The sequence below is a fragment of the Streptomyces sp. NPDC001222 genome (assembly GCF_042896945.1).
Classification (GTDB): domain Bacteria; phylum Actinomycetota; class Actinomycetes; order Streptomycetales; family Streptomycetaceae; genus Streptomyces; species Streptomyces gibsoniae.
The window spans coordinates 309,798-328,330 of sequence record NZ_JBIAXT010000001.1; the positions used below are offsets into that span (position 1 = coordinate 309,798).

An 18,533-nucleotide genomic window follows, 5' to 3' on the forward strand; every position below is an offset into this window, starting at 1 on the left:
GGGCATGACGGACCGTAAGCAACAAATCTCCGCAAACCTCGCGAAGGTCGAGGAGCGCATCGCGGCCGCCTGCCGGGCCGCCGGGCGCAAGCGCGAGGAGGTGACCCTGATCGTGGTCACCAAGACCTATCCGGCCGACGACGTGCGAATTCTGTCGGAACTCGGTGTGCGTGACGTCGCCGAGAACCGGGACCAGGACGCGGCACCGAAGGCGGCCGCATGCTCGGATCTGCCGCTTACATGGCATTTTGTGGGCCAGTTGCAGACCAATAAGGTGCGATCTGTGGTCGGTTACGCAGATCTTGTGCAGTCCGTCGACCGTTCGCGGCTCGTCACGGCGCTGTCGAAGGAGGCCGTGCGCGTCGGGCGTGAGATCGGCTGTCTCCTCCAGGTCGCGCTGGACGCGGACGAGGGCGGCCGGGGGGAGCGGGGAGGCGTGGCGCCCCAAGGAATCGAAGAGTTGGGCGATCTCGTCGCCGAGGCCCCCGGGCTGAGGCTGGACGGGCTGATGACCGTCGCGCCGCTCAGCGGGGAGTACGCGGGGCGTCAACAGGCGGCGTTCGAGCGGCTGATGGTTTTGTCGACCGACCTGCGCCGGGCCCATCCGGCTGCAACCATGGTCTCGGCAGGAATGAGTGCGGACCTCGAACAGGCCGTGGCTGCCGGGGCGACACATGTGCGCGTCGGCACTGCGGTACTCGGAGTCCGCCCCGGGCTCGGGTAACGTCGCCAAGAAGTCGGACCACAGCAGAAAATATGGTCATTACCGCTGATAGGCGGGCGAAACGACCTCGTGGATCGCGGGCACTTGGCGGTCGTCAGCGGATCCACCACAGAGCGGAGGACTCAGAGCATGGCCGGCGCGATGCGCAAGATGGCGGTCTACCTCGGCCTCGTGGAGGACGATGGGTACGACGGCCGGGGATTCGATCCCGACGATGACTTCGAGCCCGAGCTGGACCCGGAACCGGAGCGGGACCACAGGCGGCACGAGCCGTCCCACCAGTCACACCAGACACTTCAGCCCCAACGGGACGAGTCGGTGCGAGTGGTCCAGCCGCCGGCGCAGCGCGATCCGGTGTCCCATTCCCCTTCGCTGCCCGCGGAATCCGGGCGTCCTGCCCGGATCGCTCCCGTGGCATCCATCACACAAGAACGCCAGAGCCTGGAGAAGAGCGCACCGGTGATCATGCCCAAGGTCGTGTCCGAACGAGAGCCGTATCGGATCACCACGCTCCACCCCCGGACCTACAACGAGGCCCGTACCATCGGGGAACACTTCCGTGAGGGCACGCCGGTGATCATGAATCTGACTGAGATGGATGACACAGATGCGAAGCGACTTGTCGACTTTGCGGCCGGTTTGGTGTTTGGTCTTCACGGCAGTATCGAGCGGGTGACGCAGAAGGTGTTCCTGTTGTCTCCTGCTAACGTCGATGTCACGGCGGAGGACAAGGCCCGCATCGCAGAGGGCGGGTTCTTCAACCAGAGCTGAGACGCACGACCGGATAGAGCAAGGAACAGGGGAGAGGGCAGCACGGATCATGGGCGTGTTCCTGGAGGTTGTCTACATCGCGCTGATGTGCTTCCTCGTCGTGCTGATTTTCCGGTTGGTCATGGACTATGTGTTCCAGTTCGCCCGCTCATGGCAACCCGGCAAGGCGATGGTGGTCGTTCTTGAGGCCACCTACACTGTCACTGATCCACCGTTGAAGCTTCTGCGGCGGTTCATCCCGCCGCTGCGTCTCGGGGGCGTGGCGCTCGACCTGTCCTTCTTCGTACTGATGATCATCGTCTACATCCTGATCTCCATCGTGGGGAATCTCGCGAGGTGAATGTGGACGATACGGTCTTGCCGACTGCCGATGACTACGTTGAGGTGAAGAGATGCCGTTGACCCCCGAGGACGTGCGGAACAAGCAGTTCACGACCGTCCGCCTCCGAGAAGGCTATGACGAGGACGAGGTCGATGCCTTCCTCGATGAGGTCGAAGCCGAACTGACCCGTCTGCTCCGGGAGAACGAGGACCTGCGCGCCAAGCTGGCCGCGGCGACCCGTGCCGCCGCGCAGAACCAGCAGAACATGCGGAAGCCTCCGGAGCCGCAGGACCAGCCGCAGGGGATGCCTCAGCAGGGCATGCCCCAGCAGGGGATGCCCCCGCAGGGCATGCGCGGTCCCGGTGGTCCCGTACCCGCCGGCATATCGGGCCCGCCGCAGCAGCAGATGGGTGGCCCCATGGGTGGCCCGCCCCAGCTGCCGAGCGGTGCCCCGCAGCTGCCTGCCGGCCCCGGCGGCGGTCAGGGTGGTCCCCAGGGGCCCGGCCCGATGGGTCAGGGTCCGATGGGCCAGGGCCCGATGGGTCAGGGTCCGATGGGACAAGGTCCGATGGGCCAGGGGCCGATGGGGGGCCAGCCCCCGATGCAGCAGCAGATGGGTGGCCCCATGGGCGGTCCGATGGGCGGCCCCATGGGCGGTCCGGGCATGCCCGGTCAGGGTCCCGGCGGCGACAGCGCCGCGCGTGTCCTCTCGCTGGCCCAGCAGACCGCCGACCAGGCGATCGCCGAGGCCCGCTCCGAGGCCAACAAGATCGTCGGTGAGGCCCGCAGCCGTGCCGAGGGTCTGGAGCGCGACGCCCGTGCCAAGGCCGACGCCCTGGAGCGGGACGCGCAGGAGAAGCACCGTGTCGCGATGGGCTCCCTGGAGTCCGCCCGCGCCACGCTGGAGCGCAAGGTCGAGGACCTGCGCGGCTTCGAGCGCGAGTACCGCACCCGTCTGAAGTCCTACCTGGAGTCGCAGCTGCGCCAGCTGGAGACCCAGGCCGACGACTCGCTGGCCCCGCCGCGCAGCCCGGCCGCGCCGTCCCTGCCGTCGCCCTCGGCTCCGTCGATGGCTCCGGCGGGCGCGAGCGCCCCGTCGTACGGCGGCAACCAGACGATGGGTGGGGGCCCGGCTCCCTCCGCTCCGTCCTACGGCGGTCAGCAGCAGATGTCCCCGGCGATGACTCAGCCGATGGCGCCGGTGCGTCCGCAGGGCCCCTCGATGGGCCAGGCGCCCTCGCCGATGCGCGGTTTCCTCATCGACGAGGACGACAACTGACGTCTTTGCGTCAGCCATAGGAGTCGGCAGCATTTCAGGGCGGGGCCCCGGATCGAGTGATCCGGGGCCCCGCCCTTGTGCTACGCGCGTTCGGGGTTTTTGCCCCGTCTGTTCGGTCGGGGGAGCGGCTGTGCGTGGGTACGCAACGCCGAAGGCCCGGGCCCGCCGGATTTCTCCGGCGGGCCCGGGCCTTCGTGCGGGCATCAGGCCTTGCGCAGGCGGAAGGTGAGGCTCAGGGAGTCGTCGGTGAACGGCTCGCCGTAGGTCTCGTCCGCCTCACCCTGAGCGAACTGGGGGGCGAGGACCTCGTCCGCGATCAGTTCCGCGTGCTCGGCCAGTGCCGCGATCACCGCCGGGTCCGTCGAGGTCCAGCGGAGCGCGATGCGGTCGGCGACATCCAGGCCGCTGTTCTTGCGGGCCTCCTGGATCAGCCGGATCGCGTCCCGGGCGAGGCCGGCCTGGCGCAGCTTCTCGGTGATCTCCAGGTCGAGCGCGACCGTCGCACCCGAGTCGGACGCCACCGACCAGCCCTCGCGCGGGGTCTCCGTGATGATCACCTCGTCGGGTGCGAGGGCGATCGTCTCACCGTCGACCTCCACCGCGGCCGTGCCCTCGCGCAGCGCCAGGGACAGAGCCGCCGCGTCGGCGCCGGCGATCGCCTTGGCCACATCCTGGACGCGCTTGCCGAACCGCTTGCCGAGTGCGCGGAAGTTCGCCTTCGCCGTCGTGTCGACCAGGCTGCCGCCGACCTCGCTCAGCGAGGCGAGGTCCTCGACGTTGAGCTCCTCGGTGATCTGCGTGTGCAGCTCCGGGTTCAGCGTCTCGAAGCCGGCCGCCGCGATCAGCGCGCGGGACAGCGGCTGACGCGTCTTGACGCCCGACTCCGCGCGCGTGGCCCGGCCCAGCTCGACGAGTCGGCGCACCAGCACGAGCTGCCTCGACAGCTCCGGGTCGATCGCGGAGAGGTCCGCCTCGGGCCAGGCGGCCAGATGCACCGACTCCGGGGCGCCCGGGGTCACCGGCACGATCAGGTCCTGCCAGACCCGCTCGGTGATGAACGGGGTGATCGGGGCCATCAGTTTCGTGACCGTCTCGAGGACCTCGTGCAGGGTGCGCAGCGCGGCCTTGTCGCCCTGCCAGAAGCGGCGGCGGGAGCGGCGGACGTACCAGTTCGACAGGTCGTCGACGAACGCCGAAAGCAGCTTGCCGGCGCGCTGGGTGTCGTAGCCCTCCAGGGCCTCGGTCACCTGGTCGGTGAGCGCGTGCAGCTCGGACAGCAGCCAGCGGTCCAGCACCGGGCGGTCGGCCGGGGCCGGGTCCGCCGCACTGGGCGCCCAGCCCGACGTACGGGCGTACAGCGCCTGGAAGGCGACCGTGTTCCAGTACGTCAGCAGCGTCTTGCGGACGACCTCCTGGATCGTGCCGTGGCCCACGCGGCGGGCCGCCCAGGGGGAGCCGCCGGCGGCCATGAACCAGCGGACCGCGTCCGCGCCGTGCTGGTCCATGAGCGGGATCGGCTGCAGGATGTTGCCCAGATGCTTGGACATCTTGCGGCCGTCCTCGGCGAGGATGTGGCCGAGGCACACCACGTTCTCGTACGAGGACTGGTCGAAGACCAGGGTGCCGACCGCCATCAGCGTGTAGAACCAGCCGCGGGTCTGGTCGATCGCCTCGGAGATGAACTGCGCCGGGTAGCGGCTCTCGAACAGCTCCTTGTTCTTGTACGGGTAGCCCCACTGCGCGAACGGCATCGAACCCGAGTCGTACCAGGCGTCGATGACCTCCGACACGCGCGTGGCCGTCTTGCCGCAGCCGTCGTGGCGGCAGGCGAAGGTGACCTCGTCGATGAACGGACGGTGCGGGTCCAGGCCCGACTGGTCCGTGCCGGTCAGCTCGGTCAGCTCCGCGCGGGAGCCCACGACGGTGAGGTGGTCGTCCTCGCAGCGCCAGATCGGCAGCGGGGTGCCCCAGTAGCGGCTGCGGGACAGAGCCCAGTCGATGTTGTTGTTCAGCCAGTCGCCGAAGCGGCCGTGCTTGACCGTCTCCGGGTACCAGTTGGTCTTCTCGTTCTCCGCGAGCAGGCGGTCCTTGACGGCCGTGGTGCGGATGTACCAGGACGGCTGCGCGTAGTAGAGCAGCGCGGTGTGGCAGCGCCAGCAGTGCGGGTAGCTGTGCTCGTACGGGATGTGCTTGAAGAGCAGACCGCGCTGCTGGAGGTCCTCGGTGAGCTTTTCGTCCGCCTTCTTGAAGAAGACGCCGCCGACCAGCGGGACGTCCTCCTCGAAGGTGCCGTCGGGGCGGACGGGGTTGACCACCGGCAGGCCGTACGCGCGGCAGACCTTGAGGTCGTCCTCACCGAACGCGGGGGACTGGTGGACCAGACCCGTGCCGTCCTCGGTGGTCACGTACTCGGCGTTGACCACGTAGTGGGCGGGCTCGGGGAACTCCACGAGCTCGAACGGGCGTTGGTACGTCCAGCGCTCCATCTCGGCGCCGGTGAAGCTCTGCCCGGTGGTCTCCCAGCCCTCGCCGAGCGCCTTGCCGACGAGCGGCTCGGCGACGACGAGCTTCTCCTCGCCGTTCGTCACGACCGCATAGGTGACCTCGGGGTGTGCGGCGACCGCGGTGTTGGAGACCAGCGTCCACGGGGTCGTCGTCCACACCAGGAGCGCGGCCTGCCCGGCCAGCGGACCGGAGGTGAGCGGGAAACGGACATAGACCGACGGGTCGACGACCGTCTCGTAGCCCTGTGCCAGCTCATGGTCCGACAGACCGGTGCCGCAGCGGGGGCACCAGGGGGCGACGCGGTGGTCCTGGACCAGCAGCCCCTTGTTGAAGATCTCCTTCAGGGACCACCAGACCGACTCCACGTACTCGGGGTCCATCGTCCGGTAGGCGTCGTCCAGGTCGACCCAGTAGCCCATGCGGGTCGTCAGCTCGGCGAAGGCGTCGGTGTGGCGGGTCACCGACGCGCGGCACTTCTCGTTGAACGCGGCGATGCCGTACGCCTCGATGTCCTGCTTGCCGTTGAAGCCGAGTTCCTTCTCGACCGCCAGCTCCACCGGGAGGCCGTGGCAGTCCCAGCCGGCCTTGCGGCCCACGTGGTACCCGCGCATGGTGCGGAAGCGCGGGAAGACGTCCTTGAAGACACGGGCCTCGATGTGGTGGGCACCCGGCATGCCGTTCGCCGTGGGCGGGCCCTCGTAGAACACCCATTCGGGGCGGCCCTCGGACTGCTCCAGGCTCTTGGCAAAGATCTTCTGCTCGCGCCAGAAGTCGAGCACGGCGTGCTCGAGTGCGGGCAGGTCGACCTGGGCGGGCACCTGGCGGTACTGCGTCATGGATCTTCCTCCGGCGGACGTGCTGCCTTCCGTCGGAGGGACGAGAGCCGGGAATTCGGTGAATTCTCCGTACGCCGTGTGCGGCGCGCTCCCGCGGTACCACCCTCCTTGGCCCTCCGGTGCGCCCTACGCTCCGGTGAGCCCCCTCATTGGGGTCGCGATGCCGGGTCTACCGGCCCTGTGCGGTCCCTGGGCGGGGCCCGCTGTCCAAGGCTTTCTTCCGGCGGCTCCGGGGTGATCTTCACGTCGCGCTCGCCCCCGGGCTCCCACCGTCCCCGGGTCGCTCTGGGCTGCGTACGCCGCTACTCGTCCCCATCCACGCTTTTCGCTCCGCCCAGTGTACGGCGCCGCGCCTACGGCGGCCGACCGGTTTTCCTTCTTCCCGGGCTTTCCGGGGCTTGACCGGCCGGGAAGCCCGGAGCCGCCGGGTGACCCGAATGGCGAGGCGCGGGAATCCGGATCCCGGGGGCGGTGGTCCCGGCGGATTACCGGGCGTAGAGCTGGGCACAACGGATGCAGGCTCGTCACGCGGCACACGCGGGGCGGGCGAAACGCTGGCGTGCCCCGTTGCCGCGGGCCAGAAGTCGATTTATCGTCCCAGCACGATTTGCGCGCGAGATCACAATATGTGAAGGGGCCGCGGCCATGGTGGCGAAAAAGACCGCCGTACAGCAGCCGTCGTTCGGCAGAACCACGGCTGCGGCTGCCTCCGGCGGGGTGGCGGCTGCCAGGGATGTGAACGGCACGAAGAACGCCCACAGCGCATCGGCGAGGCGTACGGCCAGACCGGTGAAGGCGCCGCCTGCGCCCGCCGCCGGGACCGGGCGCACAAGGGCGGCCGCGACCCCGGGGAGCGCCGGGAGCGCGACGGCCGAGGGAAGGCCGGTGACCGGCAGGACGGCCGCCGGGACAACGGCTCGTACAGAGGCGGCGGGCCACGCGGAGAGGGCTTCGGCGGCGGGGACCGCCGGGACGCCGGCCACGGCGGAGGCCCCGGTCCACGGGGCTGCCGCCGGGAAGACCGCAGCCATGAGGACGGGCACGACGAAGGCGGGGGCCACCAAGGCGGGCACCCGGGAGGCCACGCGCGGGACCGCCTCCAGGAGGAAGGCCGCCGAGGGCGCCTCCGAGGAGGCCTTCGAGGGTGCGCCCGAGAAGACGGCCGTCAGGGAGGCGGCGGTCCGGGAGGCGGCCGGACGGAAGTCGGCCACCGGGAAAGCGGTGGTCACGAGGGCGGCGGGGAAGAAGACAGCGTCTGGGAAGAAGGCTGCCGGGAAAAAGGCCGGCAAGAAGGCGGCTGCCGGGAAGGCGACGCCTCGCAAGGCGGCGGGGAGGGCCCCGGCCGGCAAGGCGGCTGTCCCCGGGTCCGCCGCCACGAGGACGACTGCCGGGAAGGCGGTCGGGAAGGCGGCCGTCAAGGAGACCGGCACCCCGGAGGCGCGGGCCGGGAAGGCGGCGGCCAAGACCAAGAAGACCGGATCCGGGAAAGCGTCTTCGTCGAAGGCCTCGCCCGGGAAGGCCGTCGCCGAAACCCGGGCGGCCAAGGAGAAAGGCGGTCCCGAGCGACCGGTGGCGCGGAAGGCCGCGGCCCGCAAGAAGGCGGCGGGGACCGGCACGGTCACCGAGAAGGCGGCGGGGACCGGCACGGTCACCGAGAAGGCGGCGGGGAAGAACGTCGCCGACAGGGCGGCGACCGGCGCCGCCACCAAGAGGGCGGTGGTCGGGAAGAGCACCCCCACACAGAGTGCGGCCAGAAAGAGCACGGCCAAGAAGGCGGGCGCTGGCAAGGCCGCGGAGCAGACGGGAGCCACGACGGTGGTTGCGAAGAAGACCCCTGGCACGGCCACGACGGCGACGACCCCCACGGCGGTCCCCAAGGCGCGGATCGCCGCAGTGGAGCCCGGCGAACTGGCGGTGCGCCCCGGCGAGGCCCCGTGGACCCCCGAGGAGGTCGCCGAGGCACGCGCCGAGCTGGAGAGCGACGCGGCGCGCCTGAGCGGCGAGATCGACGCGTCCGAGCAGGCGCTGGTCGGCCTGATGCGCGACTCCGGGGACGGCGCGGGCGACGACCAGGCCGACACCGGCACCAAGAACATCACGCGCGAGCACGAGATGGCGCTCGCCGCCAACGCGCGCGAGATGCTGGAACAGACCGAGCGCGCCCTGGATCGTCTCGACTCCGGAACCTACGGTCTGTGCGAGAACTGCGGCAATCCCATCGGCAAGGCACGTATGCAGGCATTTCCACGGGCCACACTGTGCGTGGAGTGCAAGCAGAAACAGGAACGCCGGTAACGGTGCCCCTCCTGAACGACGGGTCCGGCGAGGTCGTGCCGTACTCTCGTCCTCAGTCAGGCACCTAGGTTGAGGGACTCACGTGGCAGAGGCGGAGCGCATCATCGGTACGCCGGATATCCCAGACGCGGCGGGGGCCGGGCCCGAGAAGTCCGGCGTCCCGGCGCAGGACGCCGGGGCACGGACGCCGGGCGCCGACGCCACCGAGGCTCCGAGGGGCAGCCGCCGGATGGGGGCCCTGATCGCGGTCGCCGCCATCGCCTACGCCCTCGACCTGGCGAGCAAGCTGCTCGTGGTCGCGAAGCTGGAGCACCACGCGCCGATCCAGATCGTCGGAGACTGGCTGCGCCTGGAGGCGATCCGCAACGCGGGCGCCGCCTTCGGCTTCGGCCAGGCCTTCACCGTGATCTTCACAGTGATCGCCGCCGCCGTCATCGTGGTGATCGCCCGTCTCGCCCGCAGGCTCTACAGCCTGCCCTGGGCGATCGCGCTCGGCCTGCTGCTCGGCGGTGCCCTCGGCAACCTCACCGACCGGATCTTCCGCTCGCCGGGCGTCTTCAAGGGCGCGGTGGTCGACTTCATCGCGCCCAGGGGCTTCGCGGTCTTCAACCTGGCCGACTCGGCGATCGTCTGCGGCGGCATCCTGATCGTGCTGCTGTCCTTCCGGGGCCTGGACCCGGACGGAACGGTCCACAAGGACTGACCACCAGGACTCTCGTACGGCGTTGTCGGACCCGTCCGGCATACTCGACGAGGTGAGCACCCTTCCCGAGTTCCGTACCCTGCCCGTGCCCGACGGCCTGGAGGGCGAGCGCGTCGACGCCGCCATCTCCCGCATGTTCGGCTTTTCCCGTACCAAGGCCGCGGAGCTGGCCGCGGCGGGCAAGGTGCAGGTCGACGGCACCGTCGTCGGCAAGTCGGAGCGGGTGCACGGCGGTGCCTGGCTCGAGGTGGAGATGCCACAGGCGCCCGCACCGGTGCAGGTGGTCGCCGAGCCGGTCGAGGGCATGGAGATCGTGCACGACGACGAGGACGTGGTCGTGATCGTCAAGCCGATCGGCGTGGCCGCGCACCCCTCGCCCGGCTGGTCGGGGCCCACCGTGATCGGCGGTCTCGCCGCCGCCGGCTATCGCATCTCGACCTCCGGCGCCTCCGAGCGCCAGGGCATCGTGCACCGTCTCGACGTGGGCACGTCCGGCCTGATGGTCGTGGCCAAGTCGGAGCGCGCGTACACCTCGCTCAAGCGCCAGTTCAAGGAGCGCACGGTGGACAAGCGCTACCACACGCTCGTCCAGGGCCACCCCGACCCGACCAGCGGCACCATCGACGCGCCCATCGGCCGCCATCCGAACCACGACTACAAGTGGGCGGTCACGGCCGAGGGCAAGCCCTCCGTCACGCACTACGACCTCATCGAGGCGTTCCGCTCGGCCTCCTTGCTCGACGTCAAGCTGGAGACCGGGCGCACCCACCAGATCCGCGTCCACATGGCCGCCCACCGCCACCCGTGCGTCGGCGACCTGACGTACGGCGCGGACCCCACGATCGCCAAGCGGCTGGGACTCACCCGGCAGTGGCTGCACGCGGTGCGCCTCGGCTTCGAGCACCCGGCGGACGGACAGTGGGTGGAGTTCGAGAGCGCCTACCCCGCCGACCTGCAGAAGGCGCTGGACAAGGTGCGTGAGGAGAGCTGGTCATGACCGCAGCGTTCGAGGTGCGCCTCGCCGAGGACCCCGCCGACCGCGAGGCGTGCTTCGCGGTCCGCAAGGAGGTCTTCGTCCGTGAGCAGGGCGTCCCCGAGGACATCGAGTACGACGCCTACGACGCCGACGCCGTCCATGTGCTGGCGATACGGCAGGACGGGGTGCCGCTCGGCACGGGCCGGCTGCTGTACGGGGAGGCGGCCGCGGCGAAGAACGGCGGCGATCCCTCCGTGGGCTCCCTGGGGCGGCTCGCGGTCACCCGGGAGGCCCGGGGTCTCGGCGTCGGCGCCGCGCTGGTGCGGGCGATCGAGGGCGCGGCACGCGAGCGGGGCCTGACCGCGGTGGACCTGCACGCGCAGACCCACGCCCTGGGCTTCTACGAACGGCTCGGCTACACGGCGTACGGCCCGGAGTTCCCCGACGCCGGGATACCCCACCGGGCGATGCGACGCCCGGTGTGACCTGGGGCGCCTGGGGCAGCCGACCGGGGTGAGATGGCAGGCTGGACCCCCGCCGTGTGAACGTCGAACCTCCCGGAGCGCTGACCGTGGATCAGTTGGCCCTGTTGCTCCTGCTGCTGCTCGGGGCCGTGGTGAGCGTCCCGGTCGGCGACCGGCTGGGGCTGCCCGCGCCGGTGCTGATGACCCTGCTCGGGATCGCGCTCGCGCTGCCCGACTTCGTGCCCAATGTGAACATCCCGCCGCAGCTGATCCTGCCCGCCCTGCTGCCGCCGCTGCTGTACGCGGCGGTGCGCCGGACCTCATGGCGGCAGTTCACGGCCAACAAACGGCCGATCTTCCTGCTGGCCGTGGCGCTGGTGTTCGTCACCACCGTGTCTGTGGCGGCCGTCGCGCACAGCGTCGTGCCGGGCCTGCCGGTCGCGGCCGCGGTCGCACTCGGCGCGGTGGTCGCGCCGCCCGACCCGGTCGCGGCGACCGCCGTCGCGGGACAGCTCGGACTGCCTCGCCGGCTGGTGTCCATCCTGGAGGGCGAGGGCCTGTTCAACGACGTCACGGCGATCGTGCTGTACCACGTGGCGATCGCCGCCGCCGTCACCGGAACCTTCTCGCTGCCGCGCGCCCTGCTGGAGCTGGCGCTCTCCGCGGTCGTCGCGCTGCTCGTCGGGCTGGCCCTCGGCTGGGTCGCCAACAAGCTGATCGGCCTGCTGGAGGACGCCACCCTGCAGGTGGGCCTGACGCTGCTGGTGCCGTACGCGTCCTATGTGCTGGCCGAGGAACTGCACGGTTCCGGGGTGCTGGCCGTGCTCGTCACCGCGCTGTTCCTGGCGGAGTACGCCAGCGACCCGGACGACGTGCTGATGCGCCTGGCCGGACACACGTTCTGGGACGTGGTGGACACCCTGGTCACCGGGGTCGCCTTCGGGCTCATCGGGCTCGAACTGCATCATGCGATCCGGACCGCGGCCGGGCGGTGGGGCGAGATGCTCGGCTGGGCCGCCGCGATCGCGGCCGTCGTTGTGCTCGTACGGCTGCTGTGGCTGCTGCCCGCGACCTGGCTCACCAAGCGGCTGCACGCCCGGCGGGACTACGACGAGGAGATCCCCACGTCATGGCGGGAGACCGTGGTGATGTGGTGGTCCGGGATGCGCGGCGTGGCCTCGGTGGCGCTGGCCCTGGCCATCCCGCTGACCATGGACAACGGTGCGCCCTTCCCGGACCGGAGCGAGATCGTCTTCATCGCCTTCGGGGTGATCATGGCGACCCTGGTGCTCCAGGGGCTGACACTGCCGCTGCTGGTGAAGAGGCTGGGGGTACGCGCCGACACGGTCGGCGAGAAGGAGTTCGAGCGGGCGCTGGCGATCCGCGCGGCCAAGGCGGCGAAGCGACGGCTCAAGGAGATCGAGGACGTGGAGGAACTGCCGGAGGAGCTGTCCGAACAGCTGCTGCGGCGGGCCTTCGACATCGGCGCCCGCATCAGCCCCGACCTGGGCGACGAGGAGCGGCGCGAGGCGCATGTGCAGCGTGCTGAGCGGCTGCGGAGGCTCCGCAGGATCCAGGGAGAGATGCTGAGCGCCGCACGCCACGAGGTGCTCGCCGCCCGCAGTGAACCGGGGGCGGACCCCGAGATCGTCGACCGGGTGCTGCGCCACCTGGACGTGCGCAGCCTGCGCTGAACCGCCCGTCCGCGCCCCGGCTTTGTACGATCGGATCATGGCACGCAATGTGGTGATCAGCGGCGGTGGCACGGGAATCGGACTCGCCGCGGCGCGGGCCTTCGCCGCGGACGGTGACCGGGTGCTGCTCGTCGGCCGGCGCGCGGAGATGCTTCACAGGGCGGACGTGCCCGGGGCGCTCACCTATGCGGCCGATCTGAGCGATCCGCACGCCGTGCGCGGGGTCGCCCGATACGTGGCGGACGAGTTCGGCACCGTGGACGTCCTGGTCAACAGCGCGGGCGGCGCCGGGCATCTGGAGCCCGAGGCGGAGGTCCACGACCCGCTCGGCGCGGTCGCGCACACCTGGACCGTCAACTTCCGGCTGAACGTGCTGACCGCGGCGCTGCTCACGGAGGCGCTACGGGACCGGCTCGCCTCGCCCGGCGGGCGTGTGCTGTTCCTCAGCTCCATCGCCGCCTACCGGGGCTCCGGCAGCGGGGCGTACGCCGCGTCCAAGGCCGCGCTGCACCCGTACGCCTTCGATCTGGCCCGGCAGCTGGGGCCGCGCGGCATCACGGTGAACGTGGTCGCGCCCGGCTACGTCGAGGACACCGGGTTCTTCGGCGAAACGATGGACCCGGAGCGCCGCGACCGGCTCGTGGCCGAGACGTCGACCGGCCGCGCCGGGACGCCGGGGGACATCGCCCAGACCCTGCACTGGCTGGCGTCCCCCGGCGCCCGGCACATCACCGCACAGGTGATCCAGGTCAACGGCGGCGCCGAGCGGGGCCACTGAGCGGCCCGGCACTCAGCGTCGGCCGGTCCGCGAGGACTCGTAGGCCTTGTGGAACCGTCCGTCGGGCGACCCCTGCGCCCCCGTGGCCACGTCCCCGGTCCCCGCGTGGCCGTTCCGGCTCGGCGGCGGGACCGCGCTCGCCGTGTTGACCCGGGGCAGCGCGTAGGGATGCTCCTCGTTCAGCCAGCGGATCATCCGCTCGCGCACGGCGACCCGCACCGTCCAGATGTCGTCGGAGTCCTTCGCGGTCATCAGCGCCCGCACCTGCATGGTGTTGGGCGTGCTGTCGGTGACCTGGAGGCCGAAGGCACGCCCGTCCCAGGCGGGGCACTCGCGCAGGAGGTCGCGGAGCTTGTCGCGCATGGCCTCCACGGGCGCGGAGTGGTCGACATGGAAGTAGACGATCCCGGTCATCTGGGCGCCGCCGCGGGACCAGTTCTCGAACGGCTGCGAGGTGAAGTACGACACCGGCATGGTGATCCGGCGCTCGTCCCAGGTCCGTACCGTCAGAAACGTCAGGGTGATGTCCTCGACGGTGCCCCACTCGCCGCTGACCACGACCGTGTCGCCGATCCGGACCATGTCGCCGAACGCTATCTGCAGTCCCGCGAAGAGGTTGGCGAGCGTGGACTGCGCGGCGACACCGGCGACGATGCCGAGGATGCCGGCCGAGGCCAGCAGTGAGGTGCCGGCCGTCCGCATCGCCGGGAACGTCAGCAGCATCGCGCCGGCCGCCACCACCCCGACGACCGCCGCCACCACCCGCATGATCAGCGACACCTGGGTGCGCACACGCCGGACCCGGGCCGCGTCGCGGTGGGCGCGGGCGTAGCGGGAGTACGAGGTCTCGACGACCGCGCCCGCGATACGGATGACCAGCCAGGCGGCGGAACCGATGAGGATGAGCGTCAGCGTCCGTCCGACGGCGACCCGGTGGGCCTCCAGCAGCTTCGCCTGGTCGTAGGAGCCTCTCAGCAGGGCCGCGCACAGGACGAGCTGGTACGGGATGCGGGCGCGACGGAGCAGGCCCCACAGGGGCGTCTCGGGATGCCCGGCGTTCGCCTTGCGCAGCAGAAGGTCCGTGGCCCACCCGACAAGCACCGTGAGCACGACCGAGCCACCGACGACGATCACCGGGCGCAGTACGTTCTCCATGCCTTCGAACGTAACCGGCTGACGGCATCGTGAACCTGTGTCCCGGATCTCCCTGCGAACCCGCTGTTCACAGCGTTGTCTGTCCCTGCTGGCACCATGGGCTCATGAACATCATCCTCTTCCACTCGACGTACGGACCGCGGCCCGCGGTCAGGGCCGCCGCCGACCGGCTCCGGGCCGCCGGGCACGAGGTGTGGACCCCCGATCTGTTCGGGGGCCGCACCTTCGAGACGGTCGAGGAGGGCATGGCCTTCAAGGACGAGATCGGCAAGGAAGAGCTGCTGAAGCGGGCCGTGCTGGCCGCGGCGCCGTACTCGGAGCGGGGCGTGGTGTACGCGGGCTTCTCGCTCGGCGCGTCCATCGCGCAGACCCTGGCGCTCGGCGACCACGACGCGCGTGGCCTTCTGCTGCTGCACGGCACGTCGGACATCGCGCCGGGCGCGTCGGTGGACGAGCTGCCGGTCCAGCTGCATGTCGCCGAGCCGGACCCGTTCGAGACGGACGACTGGCTCAGTGCCTGGTATCTGCAGATGGGCAGAGCGGGCGCGGACGTCGAGATCTACCGCTACACGGGCGCCGGCCACCTCTACACCGACCCCGAGCTGCCGGACTACGACGAGGAGGCCGCCGAGGCCACCTGGCGGGTGGCGCTCGGCTTCCTCGACAGCCTGTAGGCGTCCGGCCTCCTGGGATCAGACCGGGTCGTAGGTCCGCTCGACCTTCTGCGTGCCGCTGAGGGTGCGGTACGAGCGTTCCCACTTGGCGGTGGCGTTCGCGTCGGTGCGGTCGGACAGGACGTAGTAGTCCATCTGGGCGCGGGCGGCGGTGACGTCCAGCACGCCGAAGCCGTGGCGGTCGGTGTCCACCCAGTGGACATGCCGGTTGGCGGCCTCGATGAGCGGCGCGGCGACCACGGAGACCAGTCCCTCGGGGACCTTCACGATGTCGTCGAGGTTGTCGGAGGTCACCGAGGTGATGACGAACTCGGTGGCGGCCGACGGCGACAGCGGGTAGGTGCCCGCGTCCACGGGCACGTCGTTGGCCCACGACATGTGGATGTCGCCGGTCAGGAAGACGGTGTTGCCGATGGCGTTCGAGCGCAGGTGGTCGAGGAGCTCCCGGCGGTCGTGGGTGTAGCCGTCCCACTGGTCGGTGTTGACGCCGATCCCGTCCTGCGGCAGGTCGAGCAGCTTGGCGAGCGGCTTGAGCAGGTCGGCGGTGAGGGAGCCGATGACGAACGGCGCGATCATCACCGAGTTGCCGACCAGCCGCCACTTGGTGTCGGAGGCCTTCAGTCCCGCCTTCAGCCAGTCGAGCTGGGCGCGGCCGGTGATCGTGCGGTTCGGGTCGTCCACCGAGCCGCTGCCCGTGGACGCCTGCTGGGAGCGGAAGGAGCGCAGGTCCAGCAGGGACAGATCGGCGAGCTTGCCGAAGCGCAGCCGCCGGTAGGTGGTGCCCTCGATCGCCGGGCGCACCGGCATCCACTCGAAGTACGCCTGCCGGGCGGCCGCCTTGCGGGCGGTCCAGGTGCCCTCGGCGCCCTCGGTGTGGTTGACCGCGCCACCCGACCAGGCGTTGTCGGCGAACTCGTGGTCGTCCCAGATCGCGACGACCGGCGCCTTCAGATGCAGGGCCTGAAGGTCGGGGTCGGTCTTGTACTTGGCGTGCCGGATCCGGTAGTCGGCGAGCGTGATGATCTCGTTCGCCGGGGCGTGCGGGCGGACGACCGTGCCCCGGGCCGCGTACTCGCCGGACTTGTACTCATAGATGTAGTCGCCGAGGTGCAGCCAGGCGTCCAGGTCGTTGCGGGCCGCGAGATGGCGGTAGGCGGCGAAGTAGCCGGCCTCCCAGTTGGCGCAGGTGACGACGCCGAAGCGCAGACCGGACACATCCGCGTCCGCCGCCGGCGCGGTGCGGGTGCGGGCGACGGGGGAGTCGGTGCCGCCGGCCGAGAAACGGAACCAGTAGTCGGTGGCGGGCTGGAGCCCCCGCACGTCCGCCTTGACGGTGTGGTCGGAGGCGGCGGTCGCGGTGACGGCCCCCTTGGCGACGATGTTCGTGAGCGCCTTGTCCTTGGCGACGACCCACTCCACCCGGGTGTCCGGGCCCACCCCGGAGCCGGGTATCGCCTGGGGGGTGGGGGTCACGCGGGTCCACAGCAGAACGCCGTCGGGCAGCGGGTCCCCGGAGGCCACGCCGTGCAGGAAGGCGGGGGCGTCGGAGGCGGCCCGGGCCGGGAGGGCGGCGGCGAGCGGGACGCCGATCACGGCCGTCGCGGCGGCGGCCTTGACGACCGTACGGCGGCGCGGGGAGAAGGAGCCGGAGCTCTCGGATGCTCTGTATCGACTGGTCACGGGCGCTCAGATTACTGACCAGTACGAACAAAAGAGCGGGCGAACGCTGAAAGTTCGCCCGCTCTTCACGTGGACGCCGGATTCCCCGGTCGACGTCAGGCCTTGAGGGCCGCGTCCACCACCCTGTTGAAGTCGGCGACCGTCAGGAGCGGGGTGCCGCCGTTGAGCTGCTTGCCGTCCATGACGAAGCCCGGGGTGCCGGTCACGCCGTCCTTGTTGTCGTCGAAGGTCTTCGACATGGCCATCGCCCAGGCGTCGTAGGTGCCCTTCTTGACCGCGTCCTGGAACTTCGTGTTGCTCTTCAGCGCGGGGACGGTGTCGGCGACCTTGATGAGGTAGCTGTCGTCCTTGAACTTGTCGGCCGTCTCGTCCGGGTGCCACTTCGTCGAGTACAGCGCGGTCTTGTACTCGAGGAACGCCTCGGGGCTGACGTTCAGCGCGGCGCCCAGGGCGCTCAGCGCGTTCTTCGAGCCCTGGCCGTTGTCGTGGCCGTCGATGAACGTGGCGCCCACGTACTGGAACTTGAACTTGCCGCTGTCGATGTCCTGCTTCACGGTCGTGCCGACCGTCTGCTCGAACTGGGCGCACACGGGGCAGCGCGGGTCCTCGTAGACCTTGAGGGTCTTCGGGGCGGTGTCCTTGCCGATGACGACCGTGGTGCCGTTCGTGCCCGTGGTGTTGGCCGGGGCGACGACCTTGGCGCTCTTCGCGGCCTCCCAGTGGGAGGGCTTGTTCCCCTGTACGACGGCGTAGCCTATGCCGCCCGCCGCGGCCAGCACGGCCACGACCGAGGCGGCCACGATGATCTGCCGCTTCGCCTTGTCACGCTTGGCCTGCCGCTCGCGCTCGATACGCAGCCGCTCACGGGCCGCCGTCTTCGCCGCCTGGTTGTTCCGCTTGCTCATGGGTGATCTCCTGTGGGACGCGCACACTCGTGCGCGGGACATACGGGTGGGGAGTGGTCGTGCTCGGGATGTCGCTCAGATCAGGGCGACCGAGCACGGCGGTCCACGCCGTCCCAGGGAGTGCACGAAGAGGCGGGTACGCAGGGCGGCGATCCGGGGCGCCGGGCGCGGCGCCGGGCGGGCCGGGGCGAGCCGCACCCGCACCGCGGCCGCCGCGATCAGCAGTGGCCGGAAGGTGCTCACCGCGATCGCACCGAGCAGCTGCACCAGCGCCCGCTCGCCGCGGCGCAGCCAGGCGGCCGCGAGGAGCCCCACGCTGACGTGGGCGGCGAGCAGCAGCCAGGCGGTCGCGGGGTCGGCGTGCGCGAGCAGCGCGGCGATCCGGTCGGTACCGGTACCGCTGCCCGTGGCCCGCATGAGCGGGGTGCCCACACTGCCGCCGCTGCACAGCACGTCCCAGCCGACCGACCGCAGCGGGCCGGTGACCGGGCCGCCCGCCCTGCCGTAGCAGGCGTGCTGGCCGGTGGTGAACACCGTGTCGGCGGTCAGCTCCAGCGGCACCAGCAGGACGGCGATCTTCCCGAAGCCGCGCTCACGGCCGGCCAGGGCGTACGCGACGACGAAGACGGCGGCGGCTATGGCGGCCACCGTCCCCGTCGGCAGGGGAACCTCGGACAGCAGCACGTGCGACGCGGTGCTGAGCGTCACGACGAGTGCCGTGAACAGCGCCGCGCGTACGGCTCTGAGGTGGGTCCCGGATATGTCCATCGCA

At 70.8% G+C, this 18,533-nt stretch carries 17 protein-coding genes; 11 read left to right on the forward strand and 6 right to left on the reverse strand.

Annotation, left to right across the window (positions count from 1 at the left end; genetic code table 11):
- The first annotated feature begins 4 nt into the window (after nucleotides 1-4).
- The 4 genes from ACFY2Z_RS01410 to ACFY2Z_RS01425 all read left to right on the forward strand — a co-directional run bounded on the left by ACFY2Z_RS01410 (nucleotide 5) and on the right by ACFY2Z_RS01425 (nucleotide 3,096).
- Nucleotides 5-724, forward strand: coding sequence for a YggS family pyridoxal phosphate-dependent enzyme (locus tag ACFY2Z_RS01410; RefSeq protein ID WP_390742125.1), 720 nt, complete (start codon nucleotides 5-7; stop codon nucleotides 722-724).
- A gap of 129 nt (nucleotides 725-853) precedes the next feature.
- Nucleotides 854-1,495, forward strand: a complete 642-nt coding sequence (locus ACFY2Z_RS01415; protein ID WP_390742126.1) for a cell division protein SepF — start codon at nucleotides 854-856, stop codon at nucleotides 1,493-1,495.
- A 49-nt stretch (nucleotides 1,496-1,544) separates the two neighbouring features.
- A complete protein-coding gene (locus ACFY2Z_RS01420) occupies nucleotides 1,545-1,835 on the forward strand; it encodes a YggT family protein (protein ID WP_234515022.1) in 291 nt (96 codons plus the stop codon).
- A 52-nt stretch (nucleotides 1,836-1,887) separates the two neighbouring features.
- Entirely contained in the window at nucleotides 1,888-3,096 is a 1,209-nt protein-coding gene (locus ACFY2Z_RS01425) for a DivIVA domain-containing protein (RefSeq protein WP_390742127.1), read from the forward strand.
- Between the two features lie 203 nt (nucleotides 3,097-3,299).
- On the opposite strand, the gene ileS is transcribed toward ACFY2Z_RS01425, so the two are convergent.
- Nucleotides 3,300-6,437, reverse strand: a complete 3,138-nt coding sequence (gene ileS, locus ACFY2Z_RS01430) for an isoleucine--tRNA ligase (RefSeq protein ID WP_390742128.1) — start codon at nucleotides 6,435-6,437, stop codon at nucleotides 3,300-3,302.
- A gap of 524 nt (nucleotides 6,438-6,961) precedes the next feature.
- A complete protein-coding gene (locus tag ACFY2Z_RS01435) occupies nucleotides 6,962-7,501 on the reverse strand; it encodes a hypothetical protein (protein ID WP_390742129.1) in 540 nt (179 codons plus the stop codon).
- Here ACFY2Z_RS01435 and ACFY2Z_RS01440 point away from each other — a divergent pair.
- The 6 genes from ACFY2Z_RS01440 (at nucleotide 7,467) to ACFY2Z_RS01465 (ending at nucleotide 13,347) form a co-directional block, all read left to right on the forward strand.
- On the forward strand, nucleotides 7,467-8,732 hold the full coding sequence (locus ACFY2Z_RS01440) for a TraR/DksA family transcriptional regulator (RefSeq protein ID WP_390742130.1): 1,266 nt from the start codon (nucleotides 7,467-7,469) through the stop codon (nucleotides 8,730-8,732). The two genes, ACFY2Z_RS01435 and ACFY2Z_RS01440, sit on opposite strands and share 35 nt — an antisense overlap.
- 82 nt (nucleotides 8,733-8,814) lie before the next feature.
- A complete protein-coding gene (gene lspA, locus ACFY2Z_RS01445) occupies nucleotides 8,815-9,435 on the forward strand; it encodes a signal peptidase II (RefSeq protein WP_390742131.1) in 621 nt (206 codons plus the stop codon).
- A 52-nt stretch (nucleotides 9,436-9,487) separates the two neighbouring features.
- Entirely contained in the window at nucleotides 9,488-10,432 is a 945-nt protein-coding gene (locus tag ACFY2Z_RS01450; RefSeq protein ID WP_390742132.1) for an RluA family pseudouridine synthase, read from the forward strand.
- Nucleotides 10,429-10,896 (forward strand): GNAT family N-acetyltransferase, encoded by a 468-nt coding sequence (locus ACFY2Z_RS01455; RefSeq protein ID WP_390742133.1) that lies wholly within the window; start codon nucleotides 10,429-10,431, stop codon nucleotides 10,894-10,896. Before ACFY2Z_RS01450 ends, ACFY2Z_RS01455 begins: the two co-directional genes overlap by 4 nt.
- An 86-nt stretch (nucleotides 10,897-10,982) precedes the next feature.
- Entirely contained in the window at nucleotides 10,983-12,569 is a 1,587-nt protein-coding gene (locus ACFY2Z_RS01460; RefSeq protein WP_390742417.1) for a Na+/H+ antiporter, read from the forward strand.
- Between the two features lie 37 nt (nucleotides 12,570-12,606).
- Nucleotides 12,607-13,347 (forward strand): SDR family NAD(P)-dependent oxidoreductase, encoded by a 741-nt coding sequence (locus ACFY2Z_RS01465; RefSeq protein ID WP_390742134.1) that lies wholly within the window; start codon nucleotides 12,607-12,609, stop codon nucleotides 13,345-13,347.
- A gap of 12 nt (nucleotides 13,348-13,359) precedes the next feature.
- Here ACFY2Z_RS01465 and ACFY2Z_RS01470 read toward each other — a convergent pair whose 3' ends face one another.
- Nucleotides 13,360-14,502 carry a mechanosensitive ion channel family protein gene (locus ACFY2Z_RS01470; protein ID WP_390742135.1) on the reverse strand — a complete coding sequence of 381 codons (1,143 nt, stop codon included), beginning with the start codon at nucleotides 14,500-14,502 and terminating at the stop codon, nucleotides 13,360-13,362.
- Between the two features lie 104 nt (nucleotides 14,503-14,606).
- Here ACFY2Z_RS01470 and ACFY2Z_RS01475 point away from each other — a divergent pair, with 104 nt between their 5' ends.
- Nucleotides 14,607-15,176 carry a dienelactone hydrolase family protein gene (locus tag ACFY2Z_RS01475; RefSeq protein ID WP_390742136.1) on the forward strand — a complete coding sequence of 190 codons (570 nt, stop codon included), beginning with the start codon at nucleotides 14,607-14,609 and terminating at the stop codon, nucleotides 15,174-15,176.
- Nucleotides 15,177-15,194: 18 nt separating this feature from the next.
- Here the strand turns inward: ACFY2Z_RS01475 and ACFY2Z_RS01480 are convergent, their stop codons facing one another.
- From ACFY2Z_RS01480 to ACFY2Z_RS01490, 3 genes are all read right to left on the reverse strand, one after another.
- Entirely contained in the window at nucleotides 15,195-16,856 is a 1,662-nt protein-coding gene (locus ACFY2Z_RS01480; protein ID WP_390742137.1) for an alkaline phosphatase D family protein, read from the reverse strand.
- A 95-nt stretch (nucleotides 16,857-16,951) separates the two neighbouring features.
- Nucleotides 16,952-17,761, reverse strand: a complete 810-nt coding sequence (locus ACFY2Z_RS01485; RefSeq protein WP_390742138.1) for a thioredoxin domain-containing protein — start codon at nucleotides 17,759-17,761, stop codon at nucleotides 16,952-16,954.
- 75 nt (nucleotides 17,762-17,836) lie between these two features.
- Complete coding sequence (locus ACFY2Z_RS01490) at nucleotides 17,837-18,529, reverse strand: hypothetical protein (protein WP_390742139.1); 693 nt, start codon at nucleotides 18,527-18,529, stop codon at nucleotides 17,837-17,839.
- Nucleotides 18,530-18,533: the final 4 nt, after the last annotated feature.

What these genes read in the sequence shown, in the direction of transcription:
- ACFY2Z_RS01410 (WP_390742125.1), top strand. Translation starts at nt 5, where the DNA reads ATGACGGACCGTAAGCAACAAATCTCCGCAAACCTCGCGAAGGTCGAG.
- ACFY2Z_RS01415 (WP_390742126.1), top strand. Translation starts at nt 854, where the DNA reads ATGGCCGGCGCGATGCGCAAGATGGCGGTCTACCTCGGCCTCGTGGAG.
- ACFY2Z_RS01485 (WP_390742138.1), bottom strand. Translation starts at nt 17,761, where the DNA reads ATGAGCAAGCGGAACAACCAGGCGGCGAAGACGGCGGCCCGTGAGCGG.
- ACFY2Z_RS01490 (WP_390742139.1), bottom strand. Translation starts at nt 18,529, where the DNA reads ATGGACATATCCGGGACCCACCTCAGAGCCGTACGCGCGGCGCTGTTC.
- ACFY2Z_RS01475 (WP_390742136.1), top strand. Translation starts at nt 14,607, where the DNA reads ATGAACATCATCCTCTTCCACTCGACGTACGGACCGCGGCCCGCGGTC.
- ACFY2Z_RS01455 (WP_390742133.1), top strand. Translation starts at nt 10,429, where the DNA reads ATGACCGCAGCGTTCGAGGTGCGCCTCGCCGAGGACCCCGCCGACCGC.
- ileS (WP_390742128.1), bottom strand. Translation starts at nt 6,437, where the DNA reads ATGACGCAGTACCGCCAGGTGCCCGCCCAGGTCGACCTGCCCGCACTC.
- ACFY2Z_RS01470 (WP_390742135.1), bottom strand. Translation starts at nt 14,502, where the DNA reads ATGGAGAACGTACTGCGCCCGGTGATCGTCGTCGGTGGCTCGGTCGTG.
- ACFY2Z_RS01440 (WP_390742130.1), top strand. Translation starts at nt 7,467, where the DNA reads ATGAGGACGGGCACGACGAAGGCGGGGGCCACCAAGGCGGGCACCCGG.
- ACFY2Z_RS01420 (WP_234515022.1), top strand. Translation starts at nt 1,545, where the DNA reads ATGGGCGTGTTCCTGGAGGTTGTCTACATCGCGCTGATGTGCTTCCTC.
- ACFY2Z_RS01465 (WP_390742134.1), top strand. Translation starts at nt 12,607, where the DNA reads ATGGCACGCAATGTGGTGATCAGCGGCGGTGGCACGGGAATCGGACTC.
- ACFY2Z_RS01425 (WP_390742127.1), top strand. Translation starts at nt 1,888, where the DNA reads ATGCCGTTGACCCCCGAGGACGTGCGGAACAAGCAGTTCACGACCGTC.